25 protein-coding genes are annotated in these 22,351 nt (G+C 66.0%); 9 read left to right on the top strand and 16 right to left on the bottom strand.

Features of this window, described 5'->3' with window-relative positions; genetic code table 11:
* Positions 1 to 24 precede the first annotated feature (24 nt).
* A complete protein-coding gene (locus tag RT697_RS13750; protein WP_313699555.1) occupies positions 25 to 486 on the top strand; it encodes a multidrug/biocide efflux PACE transporter in 462 nt (153 codons plus the stop codon).
* Positions 487 to 490: 4 nt separating this feature from the next.
* Here RT697_RS13750 and RT697_RS13745 read toward each other — a convergent pair whose 3' ends face one another.
* Both RT697_RS13745 and RT697_RS13740 read right to left on the bottom strand, forming a co-directional pair.
* A complete protein-coding gene (locus RT697_RS13745; protein WP_313699553.1) occupies positions 491 to 1,378 on the bottom strand; it encodes an alpha/beta fold hydrolase in 888 nt (295 codons plus the stop codon).
* Between the two features lie 63 nt (positions 1,379 to 1,441).
* On the bottom strand, positions 1,442 to 2,329 hold the full coding sequence (locus RT697_RS13740; protein ID WP_313699551.1) for a LysR family transcriptional regulator: 888 nt from the start codon (positions 2,327 to 2,329) through the stop codon (positions 1,442 to 1,444).
* Positions 2,330 to 2,426: 97 nt separating this feature from the next.
* On the opposite strand from RT697_RS13740, the gene RT697_RS13735 reads away from it, so the two are divergent.
* Together RT697_RS13735 and RT697_RS13730 are read left to right on the top strand one after the other, a co-directional pair.
* Positions 2,427 to 2,831 carry a CidA/LrgA family protein gene (locus RT697_RS13735; RefSeq protein WP_313699550.1) on the top strand — a complete coding sequence of 135 codons (405 nt, stop codon included), beginning with the start codon at positions 2,427 to 2,429 and terminating at the stop codon, positions 2,829 to 2,831.
* Positions 2,821 to 3,513, top strand: coding sequence for an LrgB family protein (locus tag RT697_RS13730; protein ID WP_313699548.1), 693 nt, complete (start codon positions 2,821 to 2,823; stop codon positions 3,511 to 3,513). The genes RT697_RS13735 and RT697_RS13730 overlap by 11 nt, the downstream gene beginning before the upstream one ends.
* 8 nt (positions 3,514 to 3,521) lie before the next feature.
* Here RT697_RS13730 and RT697_RS13725 read toward each other — a convergent pair whose 3' ends face one another.
* On the bottom strand, positions 3,522 to 4,166 hold the full coding sequence (locus tag RT697_RS13725; RefSeq protein ID WP_056564249.1) for a LysE family translocator: 645 nt from the start codon (positions 4,164 to 4,166) through the stop codon (positions 3,522 to 3,524).
* The gene (locus tag RT697_RS13720; RefSeq protein ID WP_313699546.1) at positions 4,163 to 5,086 is read right to left on the bottom strand and encodes a DMT family transporter; all 924 of its coding nucleotides are present in this window, start codon (positions 5,084 to 5,086) and stop codon (positions 4,163 to 4,165) included. The genes RT697_RS13725 and RT697_RS13720 overlap by 4 nt, the downstream gene beginning before the upstream one ends.
* A gap of 140 nt (positions 5,087 to 5,226) precedes the next feature.
* Here RT697_RS13720 and RT697_RS13715 point away from each other — a divergent pair, with 140 nt between their 5' ends.
* The 4 genes from RT697_RS13715 (at position 5,227) to fusA (ending at position 9,960) form a co-directional block, all read left to right on the top strand.
* On the top strand, positions 5,227 to 6,687 hold the full coding sequence (locus RT697_RS13715) for a PLP-dependent aminotransferase family protein (RefSeq protein WP_313699544.1): 1,461 nt from the start codon (positions 5,227 to 5,229) through the stop codon (positions 6,685 to 6,687).
* A 37-nt stretch (positions 6,688 to 6,724) separates the two neighbouring features.
* A complete protein-coding gene (locus RT697_RS13710; RefSeq protein ID WP_062838528.1) occupies positions 6,725 to 7,069 on the top strand; it encodes a TIGR01244 family sulfur transferase in 345 nt (114 codons plus the stop codon).
* 98 nt (positions 7,070 to 7,167) lie between these two features.
* Positions 7,168 to 7,632: a universal stress protein gene (locus tag RT697_RS13705; RefSeq protein WP_175125369.1), complete on the top strand. Its 465-nt coding sequence runs from the start codon at positions 7,168 to 7,170 to the stop codon at positions 7,630 to 7,632.
* 216 nt (positions 7,633 to 7,848) lie between these two features.
* Positions 7,849 to 9,960, top strand: a complete 2,112-nt coding sequence (fusA, locus tag RT697_RS13700; RefSeq protein WP_313699542.1) for an elongation factor G — start codon at positions 7,849 to 7,851, stop codon at positions 9,958 to 9,960.
* Positions 9,961 to 10,021: 61 nt separating this feature from the next.
* On the opposite strand, the gene RT697_RS13695 is transcribed toward fusA, so the two are convergent.
* Positions 10,022 to 10,969: a DMT family transporter gene (locus tag RT697_RS13695; RefSeq protein ID WP_313699541.1), complete on the bottom strand. Its 948-nt coding sequence runs from the start codon at positions 10,967 to 10,969 to the stop codon at positions 10,022 to 10,024.
* Between the two features lie 244 nt (positions 10,970 to 11,213).
* On the opposite strand from RT697_RS13695, the gene RT697_RS13690 reads away from it, so the two are divergent.
* Positions 11,214 to 11,684 carry an Lrp/AsnC family transcriptional regulator gene (locus tag RT697_RS13690; RefSeq protein WP_175125365.1) on the top strand — a complete coding sequence of 157 codons (471 nt, stop codon included), beginning with the start codon at positions 11,214 to 11,216 and terminating at the stop codon, positions 11,682 to 11,684.
* 12 nt (positions 11,685 to 11,696) lie between these two features.
* On the opposite strand, the gene RT697_RS13685 is transcribed toward RT697_RS13690, so the two are convergent.
* Positions 11,697 to 12,506 carry an alpha/beta hydrolase gene (locus RT697_RS13685; protein ID WP_313699539.1) on the bottom strand — a complete coding sequence of 270 codons (810 nt, stop codon included), beginning with the start codon at positions 12,504 to 12,506 and terminating at the stop codon, positions 11,697 to 11,699.
* 132 nt (positions 12,507 to 12,638) lie between these two features.
* Here RT697_RS13685 and RT697_RS13680 point away from each other — a divergent pair, with 132 nt between their 5' ends.
* A complete protein-coding gene (locus tag RT697_RS13680; RefSeq protein WP_313699537.1) occupies positions 12,639 to 13,136 on the top strand; it encodes a YbaK/EbsC family protein in 498 nt (165 codons plus the stop codon).
* Between the two features lie 97 nt (positions 13,137 to 13,233).
* On the opposite strand, the gene RT697_RS13675 is transcribed toward RT697_RS13680, so the two are convergent.
* The 10 genes from RT697_RS13675 to RT697_RS13630 all read right to left on the bottom strand — a co-directional run bounded on the left by RT697_RS13675 (position 13,234) and on the right by RT697_RS13630 (position 22,299).
* Positions 13,234 to 14,046, bottom strand: coding sequence for an ABC transporter ATP-binding protein (locus RT697_RS13675; RefSeq protein ID WP_313699536.1), 813 nt, complete (start codon positions 14,044 to 14,046; stop codon positions 13,234 to 13,236).
* Positions 14,043 to 15,086 carry an iron ABC transporter permease gene (locus tag RT697_RS13670; RefSeq protein WP_313699534.1) on the bottom strand — a complete coding sequence of 348 codons (1,044 nt, stop codon included), beginning with the start codon at positions 15,084 to 15,086 and terminating at the stop codon, positions 14,043 to 14,045. The genes RT697_RS13675 and RT697_RS13670 overlap by 4 nt, the downstream gene beginning before the upstream one ends.
* Complete coding sequence (ybgF, locus tag RT697_RS13665) at positions 15,086 to 15,775, bottom strand: tol-pal system protein YbgF (protein WP_056564227.1); 690 nt, start codon at positions 15,773 to 15,775, stop codon at positions 15,086 to 15,088. Before ybgF ends, RT697_RS13670 begins: the two co-directional genes overlap by 1 nt.
* Positions 15,776 to 15,860: 85 nt before the next feature.
* The gene (pal, locus tag RT697_RS13660; RefSeq protein ID WP_056564223.1) at positions 15,861 to 16,361 is read right to left on the bottom strand and encodes a peptidoglycan-associated lipoprotein Pal; all 501 of its coding nucleotides are present in this window, start codon (positions 16,359 to 16,361) and stop codon (positions 15,861 to 15,863) included.
* Between the two features lie 31 nt (positions 16,362 to 16,392).
* Positions 16,393 to 17,718: a Tol-Pal system beta propeller repeat protein TolB gene (gene tolB / locus RT697_RS13655; protein WP_175186389.1), complete on the bottom strand. Its 1,326-nt coding sequence runs from the start codon at positions 17,716 to 17,718 to the stop codon at positions 16,393 to 16,395.
* A gap of 16 nt (positions 17,719 to 17,734) precedes the next feature.
* Positions 17,735 to 18,907 carry a cell envelope integrity protein TolA gene (gene tolA, locus RT697_RS13650; protein ID WP_312437903.1) on the bottom strand — a complete coding sequence of 391 codons (1,173 nt, stop codon included), beginning with the start codon at positions 18,905 to 18,907 and terminating at the stop codon, positions 17,735 to 17,737.
* Positions 18,908 to 18,946: 39 nt separating this feature from the next.
* Positions 18,947 to 19,405: a protein TolR gene (tolR, locus tag RT697_RS13645; RefSeq protein ID WP_105237338.1), complete on the bottom strand. Its 459-nt coding sequence runs from the start codon at positions 19,403 to 19,405 to the stop codon at positions 18,947 to 18,949.
* Complete coding sequence (gene tolQ, locus RT697_RS13640; protein WP_056564211.1) at positions 19,405 to 20,085, bottom strand: protein TolQ; 681 nt, start codon at positions 20,083 to 20,085, stop codon at positions 19,405 to 19,407. The genes tolR and tolQ overlap by 1 nt, the downstream gene beginning before the upstream one ends.
* Positions 20,086 to 20,087: 2 nt before the next feature.
* Positions 20,088 to 20,510, bottom strand: a complete 423-nt coding sequence (gene ybgC, locus RT697_RS13635; protein WP_056564208.1) for a tol-pal system-associated acyl-CoA thioesterase — start codon at positions 20,508 to 20,510, stop codon at positions 20,088 to 20,090.
* A gap of 58 nt (positions 20,511 to 20,568) precedes the next feature.
* Complete coding sequence (locus RT697_RS13630) at positions 20,569 to 22,299, bottom strand: proline--tRNA ligase (RefSeq protein WP_313699530.1); 1,731 nt, start codon at positions 22,297 to 22,299, stop codon at positions 20,569 to 20,571.
* Positions 22,300 to 22,351: the final 52 nt, after the last annotated feature.

Here is a 22,351-nt window from a genome sequence, read left to right as displayed (position 1 = left end):
TCAGCAATCGACCGCAGGTGGGTCATGACCCAAGCCAAGAAAACCCTCAAAGAACGTTTCATCCACGCCTTTCTGTTCGAAATCATCGCCATCGGCCTGTGTGCCCCCGTGGCGGCGTGGGCCATGGGCAAGTCGCTGTTCGAAATGGGCGTGCTGACCGCGGTGATCGCCTGGATCGCGCTGGTCTGGAACATGATCTACAACGCCGGGTTCGACCGCGTCGAAAACCGCTTCGGCTGGACCCGCACGTTCCGCATCCGCGTGCTGCATGCGTTCGGCTTCGAGCTGGGCCTGATCCTGATCGTGATCCCGCTGGCGGCCTGGTGGCTCAACATCAGCCTCTGGGAAGCCTTCGTGCTGGACATCGCGCTGGTGCTGTTCTATCTGCCCTACGCGTTCTTCTACAACCTGGCGTACGACCGCAGCCGTCCCCGCGTGATCGCGTGGCTGTCCCGCCGGAACGGCACTGCCGCCGCCGGCGTCTGACGTCTCAACCCTTCTTGCGCTGGTACGCCTGGCTGGCGTCCTGCATGAAGGTTCTGACCGCGGTCTCGTACTGCGTGCCGCTGCGGAAGGCGCCCGAATGCGAGGCGCCTTCTATTTTCACCAGCCGCTTTAAATCCGGCGCCACGTTGCGGGCGGCCGCAAAGAGTTCGTCGCTCATGGTGTGAGGCACCACGCGGTCCGCGGTGCCATGCATGAACAGCATGGGCGTGTGCAATTGCGCCAGCTTGTCCACCGACGCGAACGGCTGCGTGACCAGGAGGCTGGCGCCGGGCACGTTGCCCCAGCGCAGCGTGGCCAGCATCGCGCCGATGCTGGTGAAGCTGGACTCCACGATCAGGCCCGCGAAGTCCGGCTGCTCCGGGCGCGAGGCCAGGTCGATGGCGATCGCGCCGCCCAGGCTGTGGCCATAGACGAAACGGCGCGCCGGGTCCGGCTGCAGCCGCGCCAATTCCTTCAGACCCGCCATGGCGTCCAGCAGCGCGCTTTCTTCGGAGGGCAGGCGGGGCGTGGACGCGCCGAACCCGCGGTAATCGATCGCCAGCATGGAATACCCCATTCGGCTCCAGCCGTCGATGCGGAACGCGCTGCCGTTCAGGTTCCAGCGCGCGCCGTGTAGGTACAGCACGGTTGGGGCGCCCTTTTTCGGGCTGGCCAGATACCAGGCGCGCACCTTGTCGCCGTTATCCAGCGTCAGGTCGTAGACCTGCGTTCCCGCGGCAGGATCCCGCCACCAGGATTGCGGTTCGGCCTGCGGCGAAAAAATGGTCTGGCGCTGCCAGGAATCGAGCTGGGTGCAGCCGACCACGCCGGCGGCGACGAGCAGAGAGGCGGCAAATAGCCGGCGGGCGGAGAATCGGGGCAGGGCGGGCATGAATGGTCTGACCCGGCAAGTCGGGCCGGGTTCCGGCATCAGCATACTCCGGCGCGATCGCCGTCAGGCCGTGCCGGGGTGAACCTCTCGCGTCAACGCCAGCCACGCCTGCGCCGCATACGAAAGATAACCGCCACGGCGCCACACCAGGACCATCTCCCAATCCGTCCCCGAATCCCGCAAAGGCACGCGAGCCACGCTTGCGTGCAGTTCCTCGTTGGCCTTCATGCGCGGCAGAAAAGCCACGCCCAGCCCCGCCGCCACCAGCGCCACGATGAAATCGATCTGACCGCTGCGCGCGGCGATGGTCGGGACGAACCCCGCCCGTTGGCACGCGTCGTGGATGATGCGGTTCAGGGCAAACCCCGTTTCGAACAGGACGAAGGGCGATTCGCGCAAGTCGTGCAGCCCCACCGATTTGGCGCGGGCCTGCGGGTGATCGGCGGGCATCAACGCCACCAGCGGTTCGCGCGCGACCGGCTGCCATTCGAAGTGGTGCGGCACGGGCTTGAGCGATCCCGCCAGTTCGATTTCGCCGGCCATCACCATCTCTTCAAGCCGGCGGCTGCCGTGTTCGACCAGGCTGATCTCGATGCGCGGATAGCGGCTGCGAAAGCGCGCGAACATCGGCGCAAACAGCGAACTGCTGCCCAGCGGCGGCAGGCCCAGGCGCAGCACGCCCCGTTTCAGGCCCTTCAGGTCGTCCAGCTCGGCTTTCAAGTCGTCGCGTTCGGCCAGCATGTTCACGGCGCGCCGGTACACGATTTCGCCCGCCGCCGTCAGCCGCACCGGCTGCGCCTGCCGGTCCAGCAAGGGCATGCCCACCTCGTCCTCCAACTGCCGCACGGCCTTGCTGACCGTGGGCTGGGTCGCGTGGACCACCTTGGCCGCCTGAGAGAAACCGCCTTGCCGGACCACCTCGACCAGCGCGCGGAGCGTTCGCAATTCCATCGCTATGCCAAATTGGAATAAATAGGATTCATCGAATTCATTTTATCTATGCCCGCGCAAGGCGTAAAACGAGGGCTTGCCGCTGGATCTTCGTCTCATGCCCCGTCTTCGCCATTCCGTCCTTGTCCGCAGCGCGCTGCGCCGCAGCCGTCTGCTGCAGATTGCATTGATCGTCATTTTTGCCCTGCTGGGCCAGGCGGTGGCGCAGGCCTCGGGCCTGCCGGTGCCGGGCGGGGTCATCGGGATGGCGCTGGTGCTGCTCCTGTTGGCGACCCGGCGGCTGCGCGTGCGCAACGTGCAGCGCGGCGCGAGCTGGCTGCTGGGTGAAATGCTGCTTTTCTTCGTGCCGGCGGTCATGTCGCTCCTGGACCACCGTGAGTTCCTGGGCGTGCTGGGCGTGAAGCTGCTGGCCGTGATCCTGCTGGGCACGGCGCTTGTCATGGCCGGCACGGCGCTGACGATCGACCTTTGCTATCGCTGGATGAATCGCCGTGCAGCCTGAATTCAACCTGCTGTTCTGGCCGGCCGCCACCGTTGCCGCGTATGTCTGCGCGCGTCTGTTCTACCGCCGCTTTGCCTATTGGTGGACATCCACCCTGGTCGTCGCGCCCGCGTTGCTGCTGACGCTCGCCATCCTGCTGCACACCGGGTACCGCGATTACATGTCGGGTTCCCACTGGCTGATGGCCATGCTGGGCCCGGTCATCGTGGCGTTCGCGTTGCCGCTCTACGAGCAGCGGGCGCTGATCCGGCGTTACTGGCCGGTATTGGCCGCGGGCGTGGTGGTGGGCAGCGGCATCGCGGGCGTCAGCGCGTGGTTGCTGGGCAGCATGCTCGACTTGCCGCCCGACCTGCGGCTCAGCCTGCTGCCGCGCTCGGTCGCCACGCCGTTCGCCATCGCGGTGTCGTCCCATGTGGGGGGCGTGCCCGACCTGACGGCGGTCTTCGTCATCGTCACAGGTGTCTTCGGCGCGGCCATCGGCCAGTTCATGTGCCGCTGGCTCCCGCTGCGCTCGGCGCTGGCGCGCGGCGCGCTGTTCGGCATGGGCGCCCACGGCGCGGGTACGGCCAAGGCCCGCGAACTTGCCGCGGAAGAGGGCGCGGTCGCGGGGCTGGTGATGGTGATGGCGGGCCTGTTCAACGTGCTGGTCACGCCAGCCGTCGTGGTGGGACTGCTGGCCTGAACGGCCGTTCAGTGCAGCAGTTCGAGCGCGACCGGATACAGCGAAGCAACAAGCAGCAGCGCCATGCCCACATTAAACGCGCGGATCGCGGCGGGCCGGTGCAAAACGCGGCGCAGCGCCGTGCCGAACGTCACCCAGATGCCGATGCTGGGCAGATTGACGATGCCGCAGACCAGCGTCGCGATCACCAGATTGGCAAAGAATCCGTTCTGCGGCGTATAGGTGGCCACCACGCCCACCGCCATCACCCACGCCTTGGGATTGACCCACTGGAAGGCGGCGGCCTGCAGGAACGTGAACGGCTTGCCGCGCGCTTCGCCCTCGTCCAGTGGACCCGAGTTGGCGATCTTCCAGGCCAGGTAAAGCAGATAGGCCGCGCCGGCGTACTTCAGGACGGTATAGAGGACGGGCGTCTGCTGGAAGACCGACCCGAGCCCGACGCCGACCAGAAAGATCATCAGCGTGAAGCCCAGATTCACGCCCAGCAGGTGCGGCACGCTGCGCCGGAATCCGAAGTTCAGGCCCGACGACGCCAGCATCACGTTGTTGGGGCCGGGCGTGATCGAGCTGACCAGCGCAAACAACGCCAGCGGACCCAGGAGGGAAAGCGAGGCCAGCGGGACGTCGGCCCAATTGGCGGGAAACAGGTTCATGTCGGGGTCCTTACGATGGCGCGGCGTCCGCCGGCAATAACGGCGATCACGGCGGCGGCAAACACGAACGTCGTCGCCTCCACGGTTTCGCCAAACAGCAAAGCAGCGGCCACGACGGTAAGGAAGGGTTGCAGCAATTGCACTTGTCCCACCCGGGCAATTCCGCCGGCGGCAAGGCCGCGATACCAGGCGAAAAACCCCAGGAACATTGAGCCGAAAGCCAGGTAGGCGCAGGCGGCGATCACGTCCGAGCTGGGCCAGTAGGGCTGCTGCGCCGCCATCCAGCCGACGGGGACGGCAACAACCGGGGCGCTGATGGTCAGCGCCCAACATATTGTGCGCCAACCGCCCAGCGTACGCGAGGCCCGCGCACCCTCGGCGTACCCCATTCCGCCCAGCACCACGGCCACCAGCAGCCACAGGTAGCCGGCCGTCAGCGTGCCTTCGCCCTGGCGCAACGCGTAAGCGGTGACCAGCGCGGCGCCGGCGACGGCCCAGGCCCAGAAGGCGGCCGACGGCCGCTCGCCGCTGCGCAGGGCCGCAAAGGCGGCGGTGGACAGCGGCAGCAGGCCGTTGAATACGGCGCCTTGCGCCGAAGGCACCGTCTGCATCGCCATCGACGAGGCCAGCGGCCAGCCCACCACGATGCCCAGCGCGGCCAGGATCACGCCGGGCCACTCCTGCCGGTTCGGCCGGCGGCTGCGCGTCAGCCAAAGCAGTGCGATGGCGGGCAGGGCGGCGATCAGCGCGCGGCCCAATCCGACCAGCAACGGCGACAGCTCCGCCACCGCCACACGGGTCATCGGCAGCGTGAGCGAGAACACCAGCACGCCCAGGAAACCGTAGCCGTATCCCTCCCATAAGGAAGATGAGGCGGCGGAGGCGGCCGAAGGCGGAGCATAAAGCGCGGGACGGGACATGACGGCACCGTAAAAAGTGACATGGCCGCGACGCCTGCGGTTGCAGGTTTGCGGCATTGCTGTCACTCTACGCACAGTCATCAGTACAGTACCGGTACACCTACGCACGTCACTTTAATCACTGGCCTGGTCAAATCTCCATGACAGTTGCTCACTCCGCCCCATCTTCCTTGCCTTGGCAGCCCGTTCGCCAGGCCGATGCCACCCTGGTGGCGCAACTGGCCGACGGCCTGGCCCGCCGCATCGACGAGCAAGGCCTGCGCCCCGGCACGCGCCTGCCGTCCATCCGCAAGATGGCTGAACAGTCGGGCGTCAGCCGCTTCACCGTGGTCGAGGCTTATGACCGCCTGGTCGCGCGCGGGCTGGTGCAGTCGCGCCGGGGCGCCGGCTTTTTCGTGAAGGCGCGCAGTGGCCCGCTGACGGCGGTGGCCGCGGCCGCGCCCAGCACGCTTGCGCCGCCCGCGCGGGTGGACATCGCGTGGCTGTTGCGCAGCATGTTCCGGGAGTCCACCGCCCCGGGCATGCCGGGTGGCGCGGGCCTTTTGCCGCCCGACTGGCTGGACCCGGAAATGGTGGCGGGCGCGGTGCGCGCCGTGGGCCGCTCGGTGCGCGCCAACCTCGTCAGCTACGGCAGTCCGCAGGGATTCGCGCCGCTGCGCCAGCAGATCGCGGCGGTTCTGCAGAACGAGGGCGTGCCCGCCCATCCTGAGCTCAACCTGCTCACGACCAACGGCGTCACCCACGGGCTGGATCTGATTGCGCGCCATCTGGTCAAGCCGGGCGACACCGTGCTGGTCGAAGACCCGGCCTGGTTCGTGATCTTCGGCCGCCTTGCCGCGTTTGGCGCCCGCCTGATCGGCGTGCCGCGCGGGCCGGACGGCCCCGATCTCGACCTGCTCGAGCAACTGGCCGCGCAGCACAAGCCCAAGCTCTTCATCATCAACGGCTCGGTCCACAATCCCACCGGCCATACGCTGTCCGCGGGAGCGGCCTACGGCATCCTGCGCATTGCCGAGCGCCACGACTTTATGGTGGTCGAAGACGACACCTACGGCGAGCTGCATCCGGGCGGGGCCATCAAGCTCGCCGCGCTAGACCGGCTGAACCGCGTCATCTTCGTGGGCGGCTATTCCAAGATGCTGGCGGCCAGCCTGCGTGTCGGCTATGTGGCGGCCAACCCCGAATTGCTGCAGAAGCTGGCCGACCTGAAGATGCTGGCGGGCCTGACCTCACCCGAACTCGGCGAGCGCGTCGTGCACCGGGTGCTCATGGAAGGGCAGTACCGGCGCCATATCGAGCGTGTGCGGCAGCGGGTCGACGACGCGCGCCAGCGCTGCATGAAGGGGCTGCTGAAACTGGGCCTGACCATCCCGCACGAGCCGCACGGCGGCATGTTCGTCTGGGCCGATTGCGGCCGCGATTCCGAGGTGCTGGCGCGCGAAGCCGCGGACCGCGGCCTGTTGCTCGCGCCCGGCACCTTGTTTTCGCCGACGCAGGCGCCGTCCACCATGCTGCGCTTTTCGGTATCCGTCGCCGACCACCGGGGAATCTGGGCCGAACTGGAAAAACTTTTCGCGCAAAACGGGTCCTACAATCAATAATTCCGAGCCACATCGACCAGTCACCGAAGGAACCGTCATGTCCGCACCCATCAAGCCTCTTACCCAGAACTTTGCCGTCGCCCCGCAACTGGGTCCCGACGACATGGCCGACGTGGCCGCCGCCGGCTACAAGAGCGTCATCATCAACCGCCCCGATTTCGAGGGCGGTCCCGATCAGCCCACCGCCGCCGATGTGTCGCGCGCCGCGCAGGAAGCCGGCCTGCAGATCGAATACCAGCCCGTCGTGGGCAGCGCCATGACCGCCGCCGATGTTGCACGCTTTGCGGAGCTGCTGCGCACCCTGCCGGGCCCGGTCCTGGCATACTGCCGCACCGGCACCCGCTGCACGAACCTGTTCGCGGCTGCCCAGCAGTTGGGATAAACCCGGCCTTGACCCTCGTCAAGGCCGCCGGTTCGACGGATGTGGACCCGGCGGCTTTCCGGTAGCATAAAGATTCCTTTAAAACAGGAGCAGGCAAGATGTTCAAGAAGATCCTGATTCCCACCGACGGTTCCCCGCTCTCGGCGCAAGCCGCCAACGCAGGTATCTGCTTCGCGCGCTCGGTTGGCGCCGAAGTCGTCGCCCTCTACGTGACGCAGCCGTTCGCGGCCACCATCGGATTTGACGGCATGGCCGCGGCCTACGCCATCACCGACGAAGACTACGAAAAGGCCTCCGCCGAGCAAGCCGACAAGTACCTCAAGCAGATCATCGACCGCGCCGACACTGCCGGCGTCAAAGCCGATGCGCGCGCGGTGTCCAACTTCAACGTCGCCGACGGCATCGTCCAGGCCGCCACCGACGCCGGCTGCGACCTGATCTTCATCGGCAGCCACGGCCGCAGCGGCCTGTCGCGCCTGCTGCTGGGCAGCGTCACCGCCAAGGTGCTGTCGCTGGCCACCACCGCCGTGCTGGTGTATCGCGTCAAGGAAGACAAGAAGTAATTGCGCGCCAAAGTGGTGCGCGCTGCGCGCCGCTGCATGCGCCACGGCCCCTCCTCGGAGGGGCTTTTTTATGCCCGCCGAATCCGCTTATACGTTGGTATGGCGGGGCCAAACTCATTGCCTTCGCAAAGACCCTTCGGAAGGCCGATTCAGGCTTGTATCTTGCCGCACGGCGCGTAATATTTACGCATCTTCATCCAACCGTAGGAAGAGGCCATGACCCGCAAGACGCGCATCGAGCTTTATCGCAATATCGGCATCAGCGCCCATATTGATGCAGGCAAAACGACGACCACCGAGCGCATCCTCTTCTACACCGGCATCACCCACAAGATCGGCGAAGTCCATGACGGCGCCGCGGTGATGGACTGGATGGAACAAGAGCAGGAACGGGGCATCACCATCACGTCGGCCGCCACCACCGCCTTCTGGAAAGGCATGGCGGGCAACTACCCCGAACACCGCATCAACATCATCGACACGCCGGGCCACGTCGACTTCACCATCGAAGTCGAACGTTCCATGCGCGTGCTCGACGGCGCCGTCATGGTCTATGACGCCGTGGGCGGCGTGCAGCCGCAGTCAGAGACCGTCTGGCGCCAGGCCAACAAGTACAAGGTGCCGCGCCTGGCCTTCGTCAACAAGATGGACCGCGTCGGCGCGGACTTCCTGCGCGTGCAGCGCCAGATCGCCGAGCGCCTGAAGGGCGACGCCGTGCCCATCCAGTTGCCGATTGGCGCCGAAGACCACTTCGAAGGCGTGATCGACCTCGTCAAGATGAAAGGCATCATCTGGGACGACGCCAGCCAGGGCGTGAAATTCCAGTACGTGGACATCCCCGCGGCCATGCAGGAGCAGGCGCAGGAATGGCACGACAAGATGGTGGAAAAGGCCGCCGAGGCCAATGAAACCCTGCTTGAAAAATACCTGTCCGGCGAACCGCTGACCGAGGCGGAAATCAAGGAAGGCCTGCGTGCTCGCACGATCGCCAACGAGATCGTGCCGATGCTGTGCGGCAGCGCGTTCAAGAACAAGGGCGTGCAGGCGATGCTGGATGCGGTCATCGACTACATGCCGTCGCCGGTGGACGTGCCCGCCATCAAGGGCCATGACCAGCGCGACAACGAAATCGAGCGCCATCCGACCGACAACGAGCCGTTCTCCGCGCTCGCCTTCAAGATCATGACCGACCCGTTCGTCGGGCAGCTCGTGTTCTTCCGCGTGTATTCCGGCGTGGTGAAATCCGGCGATTCGGTCTACAACCCGATCAAGGAAAAGAAGGAACGCCTGGGCCGCATTTTGCAGATGCATGCCAACGAGCGCCGCGAGATCACCGAAGTGTATGCGGGCGACATCGCCGCCGCCGTGGGAATCAAGGATGTCACCACCGGCGACACGCTGACCGATCCGTCGCACATCATCATCCTCGAGCGCATGGTCTTCCCCGAGCCCGTCATTTCGCAGGCCGTCGAACCCAAGACCAAGGCCGACCAGGAAAAGATGGGGATCGCGCTGGGCCGCCTGGCGCAGGAAGACCCGTCGTTCCGCGTGCGCACCGACGAGGAATCCGGCCAAACCATCATCTCCGGCATGGGCGAGCTTCACCTCGAGATCCTGGTCGACCGCATGAAGCGCGAATTCAACGTGGAAGCCACGGTAGGCAAGCCGCAGGTCGCGTACCGCGAGACCATCCGCAAGACCTGCAACGAGGTCGAAGGCAAGTTCGTCAAGCAGTCGGGCGGCCGCGGGCAATATGGCCACGTGGTGCTCAAGCTTGAACCGCAAGAAGCGGGCAAGGGCTACGAGTTCGTCGACGCCATCAAGGGCGGCGTCGTGCCGCGCGAGTTCATTCCGGCGGTGGACAAGGGCATCCGCGAGGCGCTCAACGCCGGCGTGCTGGCCGGGTACCCCGTTGTGGACGTGAAGGCGACGCTGTTCTTCGGCTCGTACCACGACGTCGACTCGAACGAAAACGCGTTCAAGATGGCCGGCTCGATGGCGTTCAAGGAAGGCATGCGGCGCGCCGATCCGGTGCTGCTGGAACCCATGATGCAAGTCGAGGTCGAGACGCCGGAGGACTTCACCGGCAACGTCATGGGCGACCTGTCGTCGCGGCGGGGCATGGTGCAGGGCATGGAAGACATCGCGGGCGGCGGCGGCAAGGTTGTGCGCGCCGAAGTGCCGCTGGCCGAGATGTTCGGCTATTCGACGTCGCTGCGGTCGCTGACGCAGGGCCGCGCGACGTACACGATGGAGTTCAAGCACTACGCCGAAGCGCCGCGCCAGGTGGCGCAGGAAATCATGGCGGCCCAGGGCGCGGGCCGCTGATTTTCCCGCGGCGGTTTTTCAGGCCGCCGCGTTTCAGGCAACCGCGTTTCAGGCAACAGCGTCAGGCGGCGGCTGCGGCCGCCGCCGGGCGCAGCCGCGTCGCGGCCAGCTTCACGCCCAGCAGGATCATCGCAAAGCCATACGCATGAAAGAGCTGCGGCGCCTCGCCCAGCAGCGGCCAGGCCAGCAGCGCCGCGTAGACCGGCACCAGGAACATCGACAGGCCTGCGGTCGCCGGACCGGCCAGGCTGATGAGCCGGCCGTACACGTAATAGGCTCCCAGGCTCGGTACCACCGCCAAAAACAGCAGCACCGCCGCCAGGCGCGGGTCCGTCCACGCGGGCGCCATGCCGGCCGCCGCTTCAATGCCCGCAAACGGCGCCAGCGCCAGTGCACCGCCCAACATCATCGTCGCCAGCCGCGCGCTGTCGGGCACGGCCGGCAGGGTCAGACGCTTCTGCAGCACGGTGTACAAGGCCCAACCTGTGGCCGCCAGCAGCACCCACAGGTCACCCTGTCCAAACGCCAGCCGGGCCAGCGCGTTGGCGTCGCCGCGCGTCAGCACCACCAATACGCCGCCCAACGCCAGCGCGAGGCCGGCCGCGCGCGGCGCGGACAGCGGCTTGCGCCAGATCACCGCCTCCAGCAGTGTCACCAGCAGCGGGCTGCACGAAAAGATCAGCGCGATATTGGTGGCGCTGGTGGTCTGCGCGCCGATGTACTGCGGCGCCACCGCCACGCCCATGCCCAGTACGGCCAGCGGCAACAGCGCCGGCAATCCGCGCCAGAGCGCCCGGCGATGGGCGCGCAGGGCGGGCAGGGCGAACGGCAACAGGATCAGGAGGGCAATCAGCCAGCGGCCGAACGCAAGGAAAACAGGGGGAAGGTTGGCGTCGTGGGCCCAGCGGGCTGCGACCATGTTTGAAGCGAATAGCGCCGGGGCGCTGAAGAGCATGACGGCGCCGGACAGGCCGAGACCGGTTTTTGCGGGTGCTGCTGCGTTGGGCATGATTTCCAGCCGCGCGGATCGGCGCGCGGGCTTGCTGCGTGGGAACTGCCGGCGCGCCCGCCGGGTTGTGCCGCAGCGAAAGCGCCGAATCGGGACGCGCGGGATAGGTGCGCGCCTTGGAAAAAGTCTACGCGCCGACGCGCAAAATAGGTTTCTTGATTCACGCCGGTTTGCCGTGATATGAAGAATCTTATTTCTGTAAAATCGGCTGTCGCAGGGATTCTGTCTTCATATATCGCCAACGATGCCCACATTGCCCAAACTCGATGAAACCGACCGGAAGATCCTGCGCGCCCTGCGCGCGGACGGACGGCTGACCAACCTGAAGCTGGCCGACATGGTCGGCCTGTCGCCCACGCCGTGCTGGAACCGGGTCAAGGCGTTGGAAGAGGCCGGCGTGATCGAAGGCTACGCGGCCTTGCTGAACCAGAAGGCGCTCGGGCTGCCCGACACGGTGATGATCGAAGTCACGCTGGAACACCACGACGACGACACGCTGGCGCGCTTTGGCGAAGAAATCAGCCGCCTGCCCGAGGTGGTGGAGGCATTTCTGGTGACGGGCGAATACGACTACCTCATCAAGGTCGCCGTGGCGGGCACTGAGGGCTACGAGGAATTCCTGCGCAAGCGCCTGTACAAGCTGCGCGGCGTGCGGCACAGCCGCTCCACCTTTGTGCTGCGCCGCCTCAAGCACACGCCGTCGGTCGAACCCTGACGGGGGGGCGCCTTACCCGCCGATGAATTCCTGGATGGCGCCATTGAAAGCGCGGGGATTGCCCAGGTTCATGCCGTGCGACGAGCCCACGATGTCCACGCGGCGCGATTGCGGCAGCCATTGCGCCAGCGCGTCCAGCACGGCCGGATAGGGCGCCGGGCTGAGCGCACCGCCGATCAGCAGGACCGGCATCGTCAGGCTGCCGATCTGCGCCGGCGTCAACGTGTCAGGCTGCTCGTCCACCTGACCGAAGAGCGTGCCCACGTTGTCACGCACCATTTCCTTGAACCACGGCACCATGCGCTGCCAGGTGTCGGGTCCGGTCACGGTATCCACGAACAGGGCCAGGCCTTCTTCGACATCGCCTTGCCGGATCAGCGTCAGGGCGCGCTGGCGAAAGCCGCCGCGTTCATCTTTGCAACCCGGCAGCGGCAGACCGGGGTCGGCAAGGGTAAGACTGCGCAGCGAGCCGGGCTGACGCAGCGCGGCCTCCAGTGCGACGCGGCCACCGCGCGAATGGCCCACCAGATGGGCTGGGCCGCCGGCCACCGTGTCGATGAATTCCAGCACGTCGCTGGCATGCTGCTCGACTGAAAAGCCGCCGCCTTCGCCGTCCCAGGTTTCGGGCCAATACCGGCGCAGGCACACGGCCAGCACCCGGAAGGAACGACCCAGCGGCGCCATCTGCGACTTCCAGTAGCGGGCGTCGGACAGCGAGCCGTGCACCAACACCAGCGGCGTGCCGCTGCCGTACTCGGTGTAGGACATGGCGTAACCGCCGATGGACGCGGTTTGCAGGGGCAGAACGGGTTCGGAACGCATGTGGATCGGGTGGTGGAGCCAGGCCCGCATTCTAGCCCGGCACGGCGCTGCGGCGGACGCTGATACACTCGTCTGCGGCGCGCCGGCGGGAGTCCGCTCGCGCGCCAGTTTTCCTGAACGGAGTTTTCAACGATGTCGCCAGAATCCATCGCCGCCTTGCCGGAATCCGCCCAGCGCGTTGCGCGCCTGCTGGTGGACATGGGGCACGACAAACCCGTGGTGGTACTGCCCCAGTCGGGCAAGACCTCGGCGGAAGCGGCTGCGGGCCTGGGCTGCAAAGTCGCCCAGATCGCCAAGTCCATCATCTTTCGCCGCGCTACCGATGACGCGCCGGTGCTGGTCATTGCCAGCGGCGCCAACCGCGTGGACGAAAGCAAGGTCGCGGCGCAGGTCGGCCCGCTGGCCAAGGCCGATGCGCGTTTCGTGCGCGACATGACCGGCTACGCGATCGGCGGCGTCTGCCCCATCGGCCACGCGGTCAAGCCCGTGATGCTGCTGGACGCGGATCTTTTCAACTACGAAAGCCTGTGGGCCGCCGCCGGCCACCCGCACACCGTGTTCAACCTGACGCCGGCCCAGCTGGCCGACATGACCGGGGCGCCGGTCGCGGACGTGGCGCTGCGGGCGTGACGGTCCGGGTCTGAGCTTGGAGCTTGAGCTTGGGGCTTGAGCTTGGGGCTTGAGCTTCGGGCTCGGAGATCGCGGCCTGCGCGCCGGCCCGCCCCGGTCAGCCGGGGTGCGCCTGCAGCCCGTCGATCAGCACCTGCCGCCGGCCTTGCGAGCACGACTCCACCCGCGCCTCCACGCCGTAAACGGCAGCCAGTGAATCCGGCGTGATGACGTCCGCCGGTGTTCCCGCGGCGTGCAGTCGCCCCTCATGGATCATCACCGCCCGGTCCGCATGCTGCAGGGCCACGTTCAGGTCGTGCAAAACAATCAGGCTGATAAGACCGTGCTCGCGCGTCTCTTGGCGCAGCAGCCGCATGACGTGGAACTGATAGTTCAAATCCAGGGCCGATAGCGGCTCGTCCAGCAGCAGCACACGCGGATGGCGGATCAACGCCTGCGCCAGGCCCACCAGTTGCTTCTGTCCGCCGGACAGCGCGTCCAGATAGTGCAGCGCCAGATGCGCGATGCCCAGCCGCGCCAGCAACTGGTCGATGGCCTGCAGATCCACCGGACCGGCCGCCGCGTCGCTGGCGCGCCCCGCCACCAGCACCGACTCGAACACGCGCAGGTGGACCGCCGCAGGCAGGCTCTGCGGCAGATACACCACGTGGCGCGCACGCTCGCCGTGGTCCAACCGGGTCAGGTCACGGCCGTCCAGTGCCGCGTTGCCTGTCCGAGGCCGCACCAGTCCCGCCAGGGCCTTGAGCAACGTCGACTTGCCGCTGCCATTGGGTCCCAGTAGCGCCGTCACCTCGCCCTCGGCCAGGGCCGGGATCGACAGGTCGTGCAGGACGTCCTCGCGCCCATAGCCCACCGTCAGCGCTTGCACCGCCAGTCCGGCAGATTGGGGCGTGTGTGCCGGTTTTGTCATGGCAGTTGCCGGCGCAGCACGACGGAAATGAAGAACGGAATGCCGACCAGTGCGGTCACGATGCCCACGGGAACGACCACGCCAGGCATCAGATTCTTGGACGCGATGGATGCCAGCGACAGGATCACCGCGCCGACCAGGGCGCTGCCCGGCAGATAAAAGCGGTGGTCCTCGCCGAACAGCCGGCGCGCGATGTGCGGTGCGACCAGTCCGATGAAGCCGATGGTGCCGACAAAGGCCACCGCCAGCGCGGACAGCAGGCTCACACGCGCCAGCGCCGACACGCGCACGCGGCGCACATCCACGCCGAAGCTCGCGGCGCGGTCCTCGCCCAACCGCAGGGCGGTCAGCTTCCAGGATTGCCGCATGGCCAGCGGCAGCGCCACCGCGAACGCCAGGGCCAGCACGCCCACGGTCGTCCAGCTTGAACGCGCCAGGCTGCCCATCGTCCAGAACACCAGGTTCTGCAAGGCTTCGGCGCTGGCCGTGAACTGCACCAGCGACACCAGCGCATTGAAGGTGAACACCATGGCGATGCCGAACAGCACGACGCCCGAGGTGTTCATGCCGCCCCACCGGGCCACGGCATCCAGCAGCAGCGCCGCCAGCAGGGCAAACAGGAAGGCGTTGGCGGCAATCAGCCAGCCGGGGGGAATACCGGGCAATCCGAACTGAAGCACGATCGCCAATGACGCGCCAAAGGCGGCGGCCGACGACACGCCCAGGGTGAACGGGCTGGCAAGGGGATTGTTCAGGATGGTCTGCATCTCGGCGCCCGCCAGGCCCAGCGCCATGCCCACCAGGGCGGCCATCAGGGCGGATGGCAGGCGGATGTCCCAGACGATCACGCGATAGGTTGGATCGGCCTCGGCGGGTGCGACAAGCGTCTGCCAGAGCGCACGCCAGGGCAGCCCGGACGGGCCCACGGTGAAGTCGATCAGCAGCGCAAACAGAATCGCCGCCAGCAGCAGGGCAATCAGCCCCGCCCGGCGGCGAAGAATGTGGCGGTAAGCGCCTGCCGCGCTTGCGGCGTGCCGCATTACTGCAGCAGTTGCAGCCGGCTCTTGGCCGTAGTGGCGGCCGGCGTGGTCGGGTAGTCGCGGACGATGCGCTGCAAGGTGGTCTTGGCGCCGGCGCGGTTGTTCAGTTCGATCTGGCTGCCGGCGATGATCAGCAGCGCGTCGGGGGCGCGGGCGTTATCCGGCGACTTCTGGACCATGGCGTTCAGTTGCTCGATGGTGCCCTTGAAGTCCTTTAGCGCATAGCGGCTGCTGCCCTGATAGAACTGGGCGCTGGGCGCGAGCTGGCTGTTGGGATAAAGCGCGGTGAAGGCGGCCAGCGATTCGGCCGCTTCCTTGTACTGGCCCTTGCGGAACAGGTCCATCGCGCCGTCATAGGCGGTCTGTTCCTGGGGATCGCCGGCAGAGGCGCCCGGGGGATTGGCGCTGCCCGGCGCAGTGCCCGGCTTGGCGCTCGGTTGCTGGCGCGACACCAGTTCGAGCTGGTCGCGCAGTTGGGCGATTTCCTGCTGCAACGACTGGATCTGATCGGCCAGTTGCAGCTTGGCGCGTTGGCTTTGCTCGTTCTGCTGCTGCACCTGCTGGCGCAAATCCAGGATGGCCTTGCGGGCTTCATCGTCGGAAAAAGCGTGAGCGGGGGCCGTGAGGGCGGCAAGCGCCAGGCCAGTGGCCACAATCAGGGGACGCAGGGACAGAACGTAATCGCGCATGAATATTCCCGGGTAAAAAAACAAACGTCGGGACGGCCGGCTGGCCGTCCCGACGCGAGGTAGGGCTCCAGACTAAGCGAAAATCTTAGCGCAGATAGTTGATATCGGCGCGGCGGTTTTCAGCAAAGTCGGCTTCAGTCGTACCCGTCGAGCGCGGCTTTTCCTTGCCGAAGCTGATGGTTTCGATCTGGTTGTCGCTGACGCCCAGCAGGGTCATCATGCGACGCACGGCGTCGGCACGACGCTGGCCGAGGGCCAGGTTGTACTCAGCACCGCCACGTTCGTCGGTGTTGCCTTCGATCTTGATCTTTTGCTGTTGGTGCGAAGCCAGGTACTTGGCATGGGTTTCGACCAGGCCACGGTATTGGTCCGACACGGTGTAGCTGTCGAAATCAAAGTACACCGAGCGCTGTTGCGCCAGGATGCTTTGGGGGTTGAAAGGATCAAGGATTTGGCCAGAGGCCGAAGATCCTTGGCCAGCGCCTCCACCCTGACCCGCTTTATCGTCGAGAGGGACGGAGCTGCAAGCTGCCAGGGCGGCAGCCAGAGCGGCGATGGTTAGGCTTTTGGCAATGCGCGACTTCATGATAGTTCCTTTGCAAAGAGAGTCACACGTGTTATCGGGTAATGAATGGGCCCCAAGTCGGTTCACGTATTTCCCCGTTCAGTACCGAAAGCGTTTGTCGCACGCGTCCATCGCTTGACACACCTGCCAGCACGCTACGGCCATTTTGGATGGCGGCGTAGAGGACTTGCATTCCGTTGGGCGCAAAGCTGGGCGACTGATCGTCACGACCATCAGTCAGCAAGGCTTCGGCACCAGTGGACAAGTTCAGAGATGCGATTCGAAACGCGCCGTCTCGTCTTGCAACGTACAGCAGCGTCGATCCATCGGGGGAAATTCGGGGTGAGATGTTGTAACCACCATTAAACGTGAGACGGCGTGCTTCGCCGCCTGTCGAGCCGGTCTGATAGATTTGCGGCCCGCCGCTGCGGTCACTCGTAAAGATAATGGAAGCGCCGTCGGGCGTAAAGCTCGGCTCGGTGTCAATCCCGGGAGAACGCGTAACTCGGCTCGGATTCGAGCCATCGGCCGCATTAACGACGTAAATTTGCGACAAACCGTCACGCGTCAGGGCGACGGCGAGCTTGCTGCCATCAGGCGACCAACCCGGGGCGCTGTTGTTGCCCTTGAAGTTGGCGACCGGTGCGCGGGCGCTGGTGGCCAGCGTGTGCACGTAGACGACGGGTTTGCCGGACTCGAAGCTCACGTAGGCGAGCTTGGCGCCATCGGGCGACCAGGACGGCGAAATGATCGGCTCGCGCGAGCGCAGGGCAACCTGCGGATTCTGGCCGTCGGCGTCAGCCACCTGCAGTTCGTAGGTGGAGCCCTTCTTCAGCACATACGCGATACGAGTCGAGAACACGCCGCGAACGCCGGTGATCTTTTCGTAGATGCGGTCGGCGATCTGGTGGGCCACGCGGCGCAGTTCCTGCTCGGTGCCCGAAAAGGCCACGCCGTCCAGCTGCGACTTCTTGACCGTGTCGGCCAGGCGGTAGCGCACGTCGTAGCGGCCATCGGCGCCGCGCGTGATGCTGCCGTAGGCGATGAAGTCGGCGCCCTTGCCGCGCCAGTCGTCGTGGGCGATGGGGGAGTCGACGTTCAGGCCGGAGCCGGCTGCGTTGATCAGGCGGAACTGGCCGGTGCGGGTAAGGTCGGCGCGGATGACTTCGGCCAGCGCGCGGCCGTGGGTGTCGTCAACGGCGAAGTCGGCGATGGCCACGGGATACTGCGTGGCGCCGGTGCCGGAGATATCGACACGCAATTGTGCGTGGGCGGGCTTCATGGCCATCAGGCAGGCAAGCGCCACCATCAGCAGTCCGATTCCATACGCTCTCCAGAGCGCGAGAGTGGGTACTCGTCGACTATAAGCGGGAGTCATGTTCGTCAATCTCCTGTCAGTCATACATTCTGTAGACAACGTCAATAATGGGTTCGTAGCGGCCCGTCGAGGGCTTCGGGAACGGGTTGCAACGGCGGATGCCCGTCTCGACCGCGCGGTCGAAGCCGGAGTTGCCGGAAGAACTGGTCAACGTGACGCCATTCACCTTCCCGTCAGAACCTAACTGTACCCGGTATTGCGCGGTCGGATTCCCCGAGCCGCTGCGGGGCGGGGGCGGATACGCCACCCCGGGTTGCACGCAGGCGCGGACCTTGGCGCCATAGCCGCTGTCGCGTCCGCCGCCAGCCTGGTTGCGGTCGGCCGTGCCGCCCGGGATGCCGGCGGCGCCCAGGGCGTCGTTGCGGAAGGCATCCTTCAGCGCCTTGTCGGCGGCGGCCTTCTTGGCGGCAGCAGCCTTCTCGGCGGCAGCCTTTTCTGCAGCCGCTTTCTCAGCCGCGGCCTTTTCGGCAGCGGCCTTCTCCGCGGCAGCCTTTTCAGCAGCCGCCTTCTTGGTGGCTTCTTCCTTGGCCTTCTTCTCGGCAGCCGCCTTCTCAGTGGCGGCCTTCTCGGCTGCGGCCTTTTCAGCGGCGGCCTTTTCAGCGGCAGCCTTCTCCGCAGCCGCCTTCTGGGCGGCAGCCTTTTCAGCCGCGGCCTTCTCGGCAGCCGCCTTTTCGGCGGCCTGGCGTTCCTGCTCCAGGCGCTTCTTTTCCTTCAGTTCGGCCTGCTTGCGCTCTTCCTCGAGGCGCGCCTTTTCCTTGGCGGCCTCGGCGGCTTCGCGTGCCTTTTCTTCCTGCTCGCGCTTCTTCTTGGCTTCCTGGATGGCGATCTCGGGATCGACTTCCTCGGTCTTGGCCTGAACTTGCGGCTCGGGCTCGGGAGGCGGCGGCGGGGGGGGCGGCGGAGGAGGCGGCTCAGGCGTCTTTTCAGGCTCCGGCTCGGGCTGGGGCTTGGGTTGCGGCTTGGGCGGTTCGGGTTGCGGCGTGGGCGGCGGCGAGACGGGCGAATTGCCGTCTGCCCAGAGTTGCACCTGGACGGGGCCAGGGTTCTCGGTGTGCCAGTTCACGCCAAAGATCAGGGCGACCAGCAGCAGCAGGTGCACCGCCACAGCCAGAATCAGCGAATTCCGGTTGTCGTTGTTGGGCGGGGTGGCCGGCGGGCCGCTGCGGTGTCGAATTATGGGTGGCGTCATGTGCGGTGCATGCCGGCCAGGCCGGCGGAGGGCGGCGCGTTAGCGTTTCTTGGCGGGGACGGGCTGGGAGGCGGCGCCGGACTGGTCCACCAGCAGGCCCAGGCGGGTGATGCCGTTGGTGCGCAGCTCGTCCATGACCTTCACGACCGTCTCGTAGGGCACCTTGCCGTCGGCGGCGATTACCACCGGCGTTTCCGCGGTGATGCGCGAACGCACTTGCGCGACCAGTTCGGGGCGCGCGATGTCCTGCATGGTGGCGCCGGCTTCGCGCATGCGCAGCGCGATCTTGCCGTCTTCCGAAATCTGGACTTCCAGGGGCTTGACCGGCACGTCGGAGGCGGCGCCCACCGACGGCAGCTGGATCAGCCCGGGTGTGATCAGGGGTGCGGTCACCATGAAGATGACCAGCAGCACCAGCATCACGTCGATGTACGGCACCACGTTGATGTCGGCCTTCATGCGGCGGCCGGACCTGCCGCGCGAGCTTACCGAGGGCATTAGCGCACCTGCCGTTGCAGAATGTTCAGGAATTCATCGACGAAGCTGTCGAAACGGATCGAGATGCGATCGATGTCATTCGTGAAGCGGTTGTAGGCAACCACGGCCGGGATGGCGGCGAACAGGCCGATCGCGGTGGCGATCAGTGCCTCGGCAATGCCGGGCGCCACCGAAGCCAGCGTGGCCTGTTGCATGTTCGACAGGCCGATGAAGGCGTGCATGATGCCCCAGACCGTGCCCAGCAGGCCGATGTACGGGGACACCGAGCCGGCGGACGCCAGGAAGTTGAGGTGGGATTCCAGCGAGTCCATTTCGCGCTGGTAAGCGGCGCGCATGGCGCGGCGCGGGCCGTCCAGCACGGCCGTGGCGTCGCCGCTGGCGTTGCCGCGGCGGGCCTTCAGGAATTCCGTCATGCCGGCATCGAAGATGCGGGCGAGGGCGCCTTGCTCGTCGCGGCGCGAGGCCACGGCCTGCTGCAGCATCGACAGGTCGCCGCCCGACCAGAAGTCGTCTTCGAAGCGGCGAGTCTGGTCATGCGCCCGCTTGATGGCCATGCGCTTGGCGAAGATATAGGTCCAGGACATGATCGAGATGCCCAACAGCATCAGCATGATGAGCTGGACCGGCACGCTGGCGTGCGAAATCAGCGAAAGCAACGACATGTCGTTGGTGACTTGCATGGTTATTCCTGAATGAATTCCAGTTTTGCGCGAATGTCAGCCGGCAACTCCGCCGGCCGCATGTGAACGGCATCGACGCAACAGACTTGGATGTTGCCTTCGGCAAGCAGTTCCCCGTTGCGCTCCGCGCGCTGCGCGAAGTGTATCGAAGCGCGGCCCAGTTTGGTGACTCGGCTGCGTATGGTAAGCAAATCGTCCAGCCTGGCCGGTTTGCGGTAGGACATGTCCAAGGCGCGGACAACGAACAGCCGTTGCTCGCTGGCGGCCAGTCCGGACTGGTTGACGCCCAAGTCCCGCAGCCATTCGGTGCGGGCCCGCTCCAGGAATTTCAAGTAGTTGGCGTAGAACACCACCCCGCCGGCATCCGTGTCTTCGTAGTAGACGCGGACTTGCAGGGTAGATTCGGCGGACTTCGGGTCGGTCACGGTACTCAAATGATGATGGTGCAGATCGGGACGCGGGAAGTCCGTAGCAACTATAGGGTTAGAGCGTGTCGAGCTTGGTCAGCACGGCTTCAAGCGCGGACTCTACCGGAATCTTGGCCGCTTCGGTTTCCCGACGGGCCTGCAATTCCACCACACCATCGTTCAGGCCGCGTTCTCCAACTGTTACTCGCAGCGGCGCACCGATCAGTTCCCACTCGGCAAACATGACGCCGGGGCGGGCATCGCGGTCGTCCAGCACGACATCCACGCCGCGCGCCAGCAGGGATTCATAGAGCTTTTGCGCGGTGTCACGCACCGTTTCACTTTTGCCCCAGCCCACCGGGCAGATCACGACCTCGAACGGCGCCAGCGCACGGGGCCAGATGATGCCGCGCGCGTCGTGGTTCTGCTCGATGGCGGCGCCCACGATGCGGGTCACGCCGATGCCGTAGCAACCCATTTCCAGCACGGCTGGCTTGCCGGTTTCGTCCAGGAAGGTGGCCTTCAGGGCTTCGGAGTACTTCTTGCCCAGGTAGAAGACGTGGCCCACTTCGATGCCGCGCTGGATCGACAGCGTGCCCTTGCCGTCGGGCGAGGGGTCGCCGGCGACCACGTTGCGCAGGTCGGCAACGAGTTCGGGCTCGGGCAGGTCGCGGCCCCAGTTCACGCCCTGGGTGTGGAAATCTTCGCGGTTGGCGCCGCAGACGAAATCGGCCATGTTGGCCACGGTGCGGTCGGCAATGACGTGGACCGGCTTGGCCGTCTTGACCGGGCCCAGGTAGCCGGGCTTGCAGCCGAAGTATTCGACGATCTCGGTTTCGGTGGCAAAGCGGAAGCCCGCCAGGCCCGGCAGCTTGCCCGCCTTGATCTCATTCAGTTCGTGGTCGCCGCGCAGCAGCAGCAGCCAGATGTCGACCTTGCCCTTTTCGCCGTCGGTGGCCAGGACGATCGACTTGATCGTGCGTTCCAGTGCAATGCCCAGCAGCTTGGCGACGTCTTCGCACTTGGCGGCGCCGGGCGTCGCGACGTCTTCCATCGCCTGGGCGGCGGCGGCGCGGGTGGGGTACAGGCTGGGCGCCTCGGCCAGCTCGATGTTGGCGGCGTAGTCCGAGTCCGCGTTGTAGACCAGCAGGTCTTCGCCCGTGTCGGCGATCACCTGGAACTCATGGCTGCGCGTGCCGCCGATGGAGCCCGTGTCGGCCGCCACCGCGCGGAACTCAAGGCCCAGACGGCCGAAGATGCGCATGTAGGCGGCGAACATGGTGTCGTAGCTGCGCTGGGCGCCTGCTTCGTCGCGGTCGAAGGAGTACGCGTCCTTCATCGTGAACTCGCGGCCGCGCATCAGGCCGAAGCGGGGACGGCGCTCGTCCCGGAACTTGGTCTGAATGTGATAGAAGTTCAGCGGCAACTGGCGGTAGCTGTGGATTTCATTGCGCGCGATGTCCGTGATGACTTCCTCGGACGTCGGCTGCAGCACGAAATCGCGCTGGTGCCGATCCTTGATGCGCAGCAGTTCGGCGCCGTACTGCTCCCAGCGGCCGGATTCCTGCCAGAGCTCGGCCGGCTGCACCACGGGCATCAGCAATTCTATGGCGCCCGCCGCGTTCATTTCTTCGCGGATGATCGCCTCGACCTTGCGGATGACCTTCAGGCCCAGCGGCATGTAGGTGTAGATGCCGCCCGCGAGCTTGCGGATCATCCCGGCGCGGGTCATCAGCTGGTGGCTGGCGACTTCCGCTTCGGACGGGGCTTCTTTGAGGGTGTTGATGTGGTAGTTGGATGCGCGCATGTTTAAAGGTGGCAGCAGATACGTATAATCGACCGTAATTGTATTGAATTCG

It is taken from the genome of Achromobacter sp. (genome assembly GCF_032113835.1).
Lineage (GTDB): Bacteria > Pseudomonadota > Gammaproteobacteria > Burkholderiales > Burkholderiaceae_B > Achromobacter.
The sequence above is the reverse complement of the archived record's forward strand: the minus strand, read 5'-3'. Positions and strand labels throughout refer to the sequence as shown.

Excerpts from the sequence above, each read along its gene's own strand:
- RT697_RS13735 (WP_313699550.1), top strand. The coding sequence starts at position 2,427 with ATGCCCCGTCTTCGCCATTCCGTCCTTGTCCGCAGCGCGCTGCGCCGC.
- RT697_RS13745 (WP_313699553.1), bottom strand. The coding sequence starts at position 1,378 with ATGCCCGCCCTGCCCCGATTCTCCGCCCGCCGGCTATTTGCCGCCTCT.
- tolR (WP_105237338.1), bottom strand. The coding sequence starts at position 19,405 with ATGCCCTCGGTAAGCTCGCGCGGCAGGTCCGGCCGCCGCATGAAGGCC.
- RT697_RS13715 (WP_313699544.1), top strand. The coding sequence starts at position 5,227 with ATGACAGTTGCTCACTCCGCCCCATCTTCCTTGCCTTGGCAGCCCGTT.
- RT697_RS13685 (WP_313699539.1), bottom strand. The coding sequence starts at position 12,506 with ATGCGTTCCGAACCCGTTCTGCCCCTGCAAACCGCGTCCATCGGCGGT.
- tolB (WP_175186389.1), bottom strand. The coding sequence starts at position 17,718 with ATGACTCCCGCTTATAGTCGACGAGTACCCACTCTCGCGCTCTGGAGA.
- ybgF (WP_056564227.1), bottom strand. The coding sequence starts at position 15,775 with ATGCGCGATTACGTTCTGTCCCTGCGTCCCCTGATTGTGGCCACTGGC.
- RT697_RS13750 (WP_313699555.1), top strand. The coding sequence starts at position 25 with ATGACCCAAGCCAAGAAAACCCTCAAAGAACGTTTCATCCACGCCTTT.
- RT697_RS13675 (WP_313699536.1), bottom strand. The coding sequence starts at position 14,046 with ATGACAAAACCGGCACACACGCCCCAATCTGCCGGACTGGCGGTGCAA.
- tolQ (WP_056564211.1), bottom strand. The coding sequence starts at position 20,085 with ATGCAAGTCACCAACGACATGTCGTTGCTTTCGCTGATTTCGCACGCC.
- RT697_RS13680 (WP_313699537.1), top strand. The coding sequence starts at position 12,639 with ATGTCGCCAGAATCCATCGCCGCCTTGCCGGAATCCGCCCAGCGCGTT.
- fusA (WP_313699542.1), top strand. The coding sequence starts at position 7,849 with ATGACCCGCAAGACGCGCATCGAGCTTTATCGCAATATCGGCATCAGC.
- RT697_RS13630 (WP_313699530.1), bottom strand. The coding sequence starts at position 22,299 with ATGCGCGCATCCAACTACCACATCAACACCCTCAAAGAAGCCCCGTCC.
- RT697_RS13705 (WP_175125369.1), top strand. The coding sequence starts at position 7,168 with ATGTTCAAGAAGATCCTGATTCCCACCGACGGTTCCCCGCTCTCGGCG.
- tolA (WP_312437903.1), bottom strand. The coding sequence starts at position 18,907 with ATGACGCCACCCATAATTCGACACCGCAGCGGCCCGCCGGCCACCCCG.
- RT697_RS13720 (WP_313699546.1), bottom strand. The coding sequence starts at position 5,086 with ATGTCCCGTCCCGCGCTTTATGCTCCGCCTTCGGCCGCCTCCGCCGCC.
- RT697_RS13670 (WP_313699534.1), bottom strand. The coding sequence starts at position 15,086 with ATGCGGCACGCCGCAAGCGCGGCAGGCGCTTACCGCCACATTCTTCGC.
- RT697_RS13695 (WP_313699541.1), bottom strand. The coding sequence starts at position 10,969 with ATGCCCAACGCAGCAGCACCCGCAAAAACCGGTCTCGGCCTGTCCGGC.
- RT697_RS13740 (WP_313699551.1), bottom strand. The coding sequence starts at position 2,329 with ATGGAATTGCGAACGCTCCGCGCGCTGGTCGAGGTGGTCCGGCAAGGC.
- RT697_RS13710 (WP_062838528.1), top strand. The coding sequence starts at position 6,725 with ATGTCCGCACCCATCAAGCCTCTTACCCAGAACTTTGCCGTCGCCCCG.
- pal (WP_056564223.1), bottom strand. The coding sequence starts at position 16,361 with ATGAAGTCGCGCATTGCCAAAAGCCTAACCATCGCCGCTCTGGCTGCC.
- RT697_RS13690 (WP_175125365.1), top strand. The coding sequence starts at position 11,214 with ATGCCCACATTGCCCAAACTCGATGAAACCGACCGGAAGATCCTGCGC.
- RT697_RS13725 (WP_056564249.1), bottom strand. The coding sequence starts at position 4,166 with ATGAACCTGTTTCCCGCCAATTGGGCCGACGTCCCGCTGGCCTCGCTT.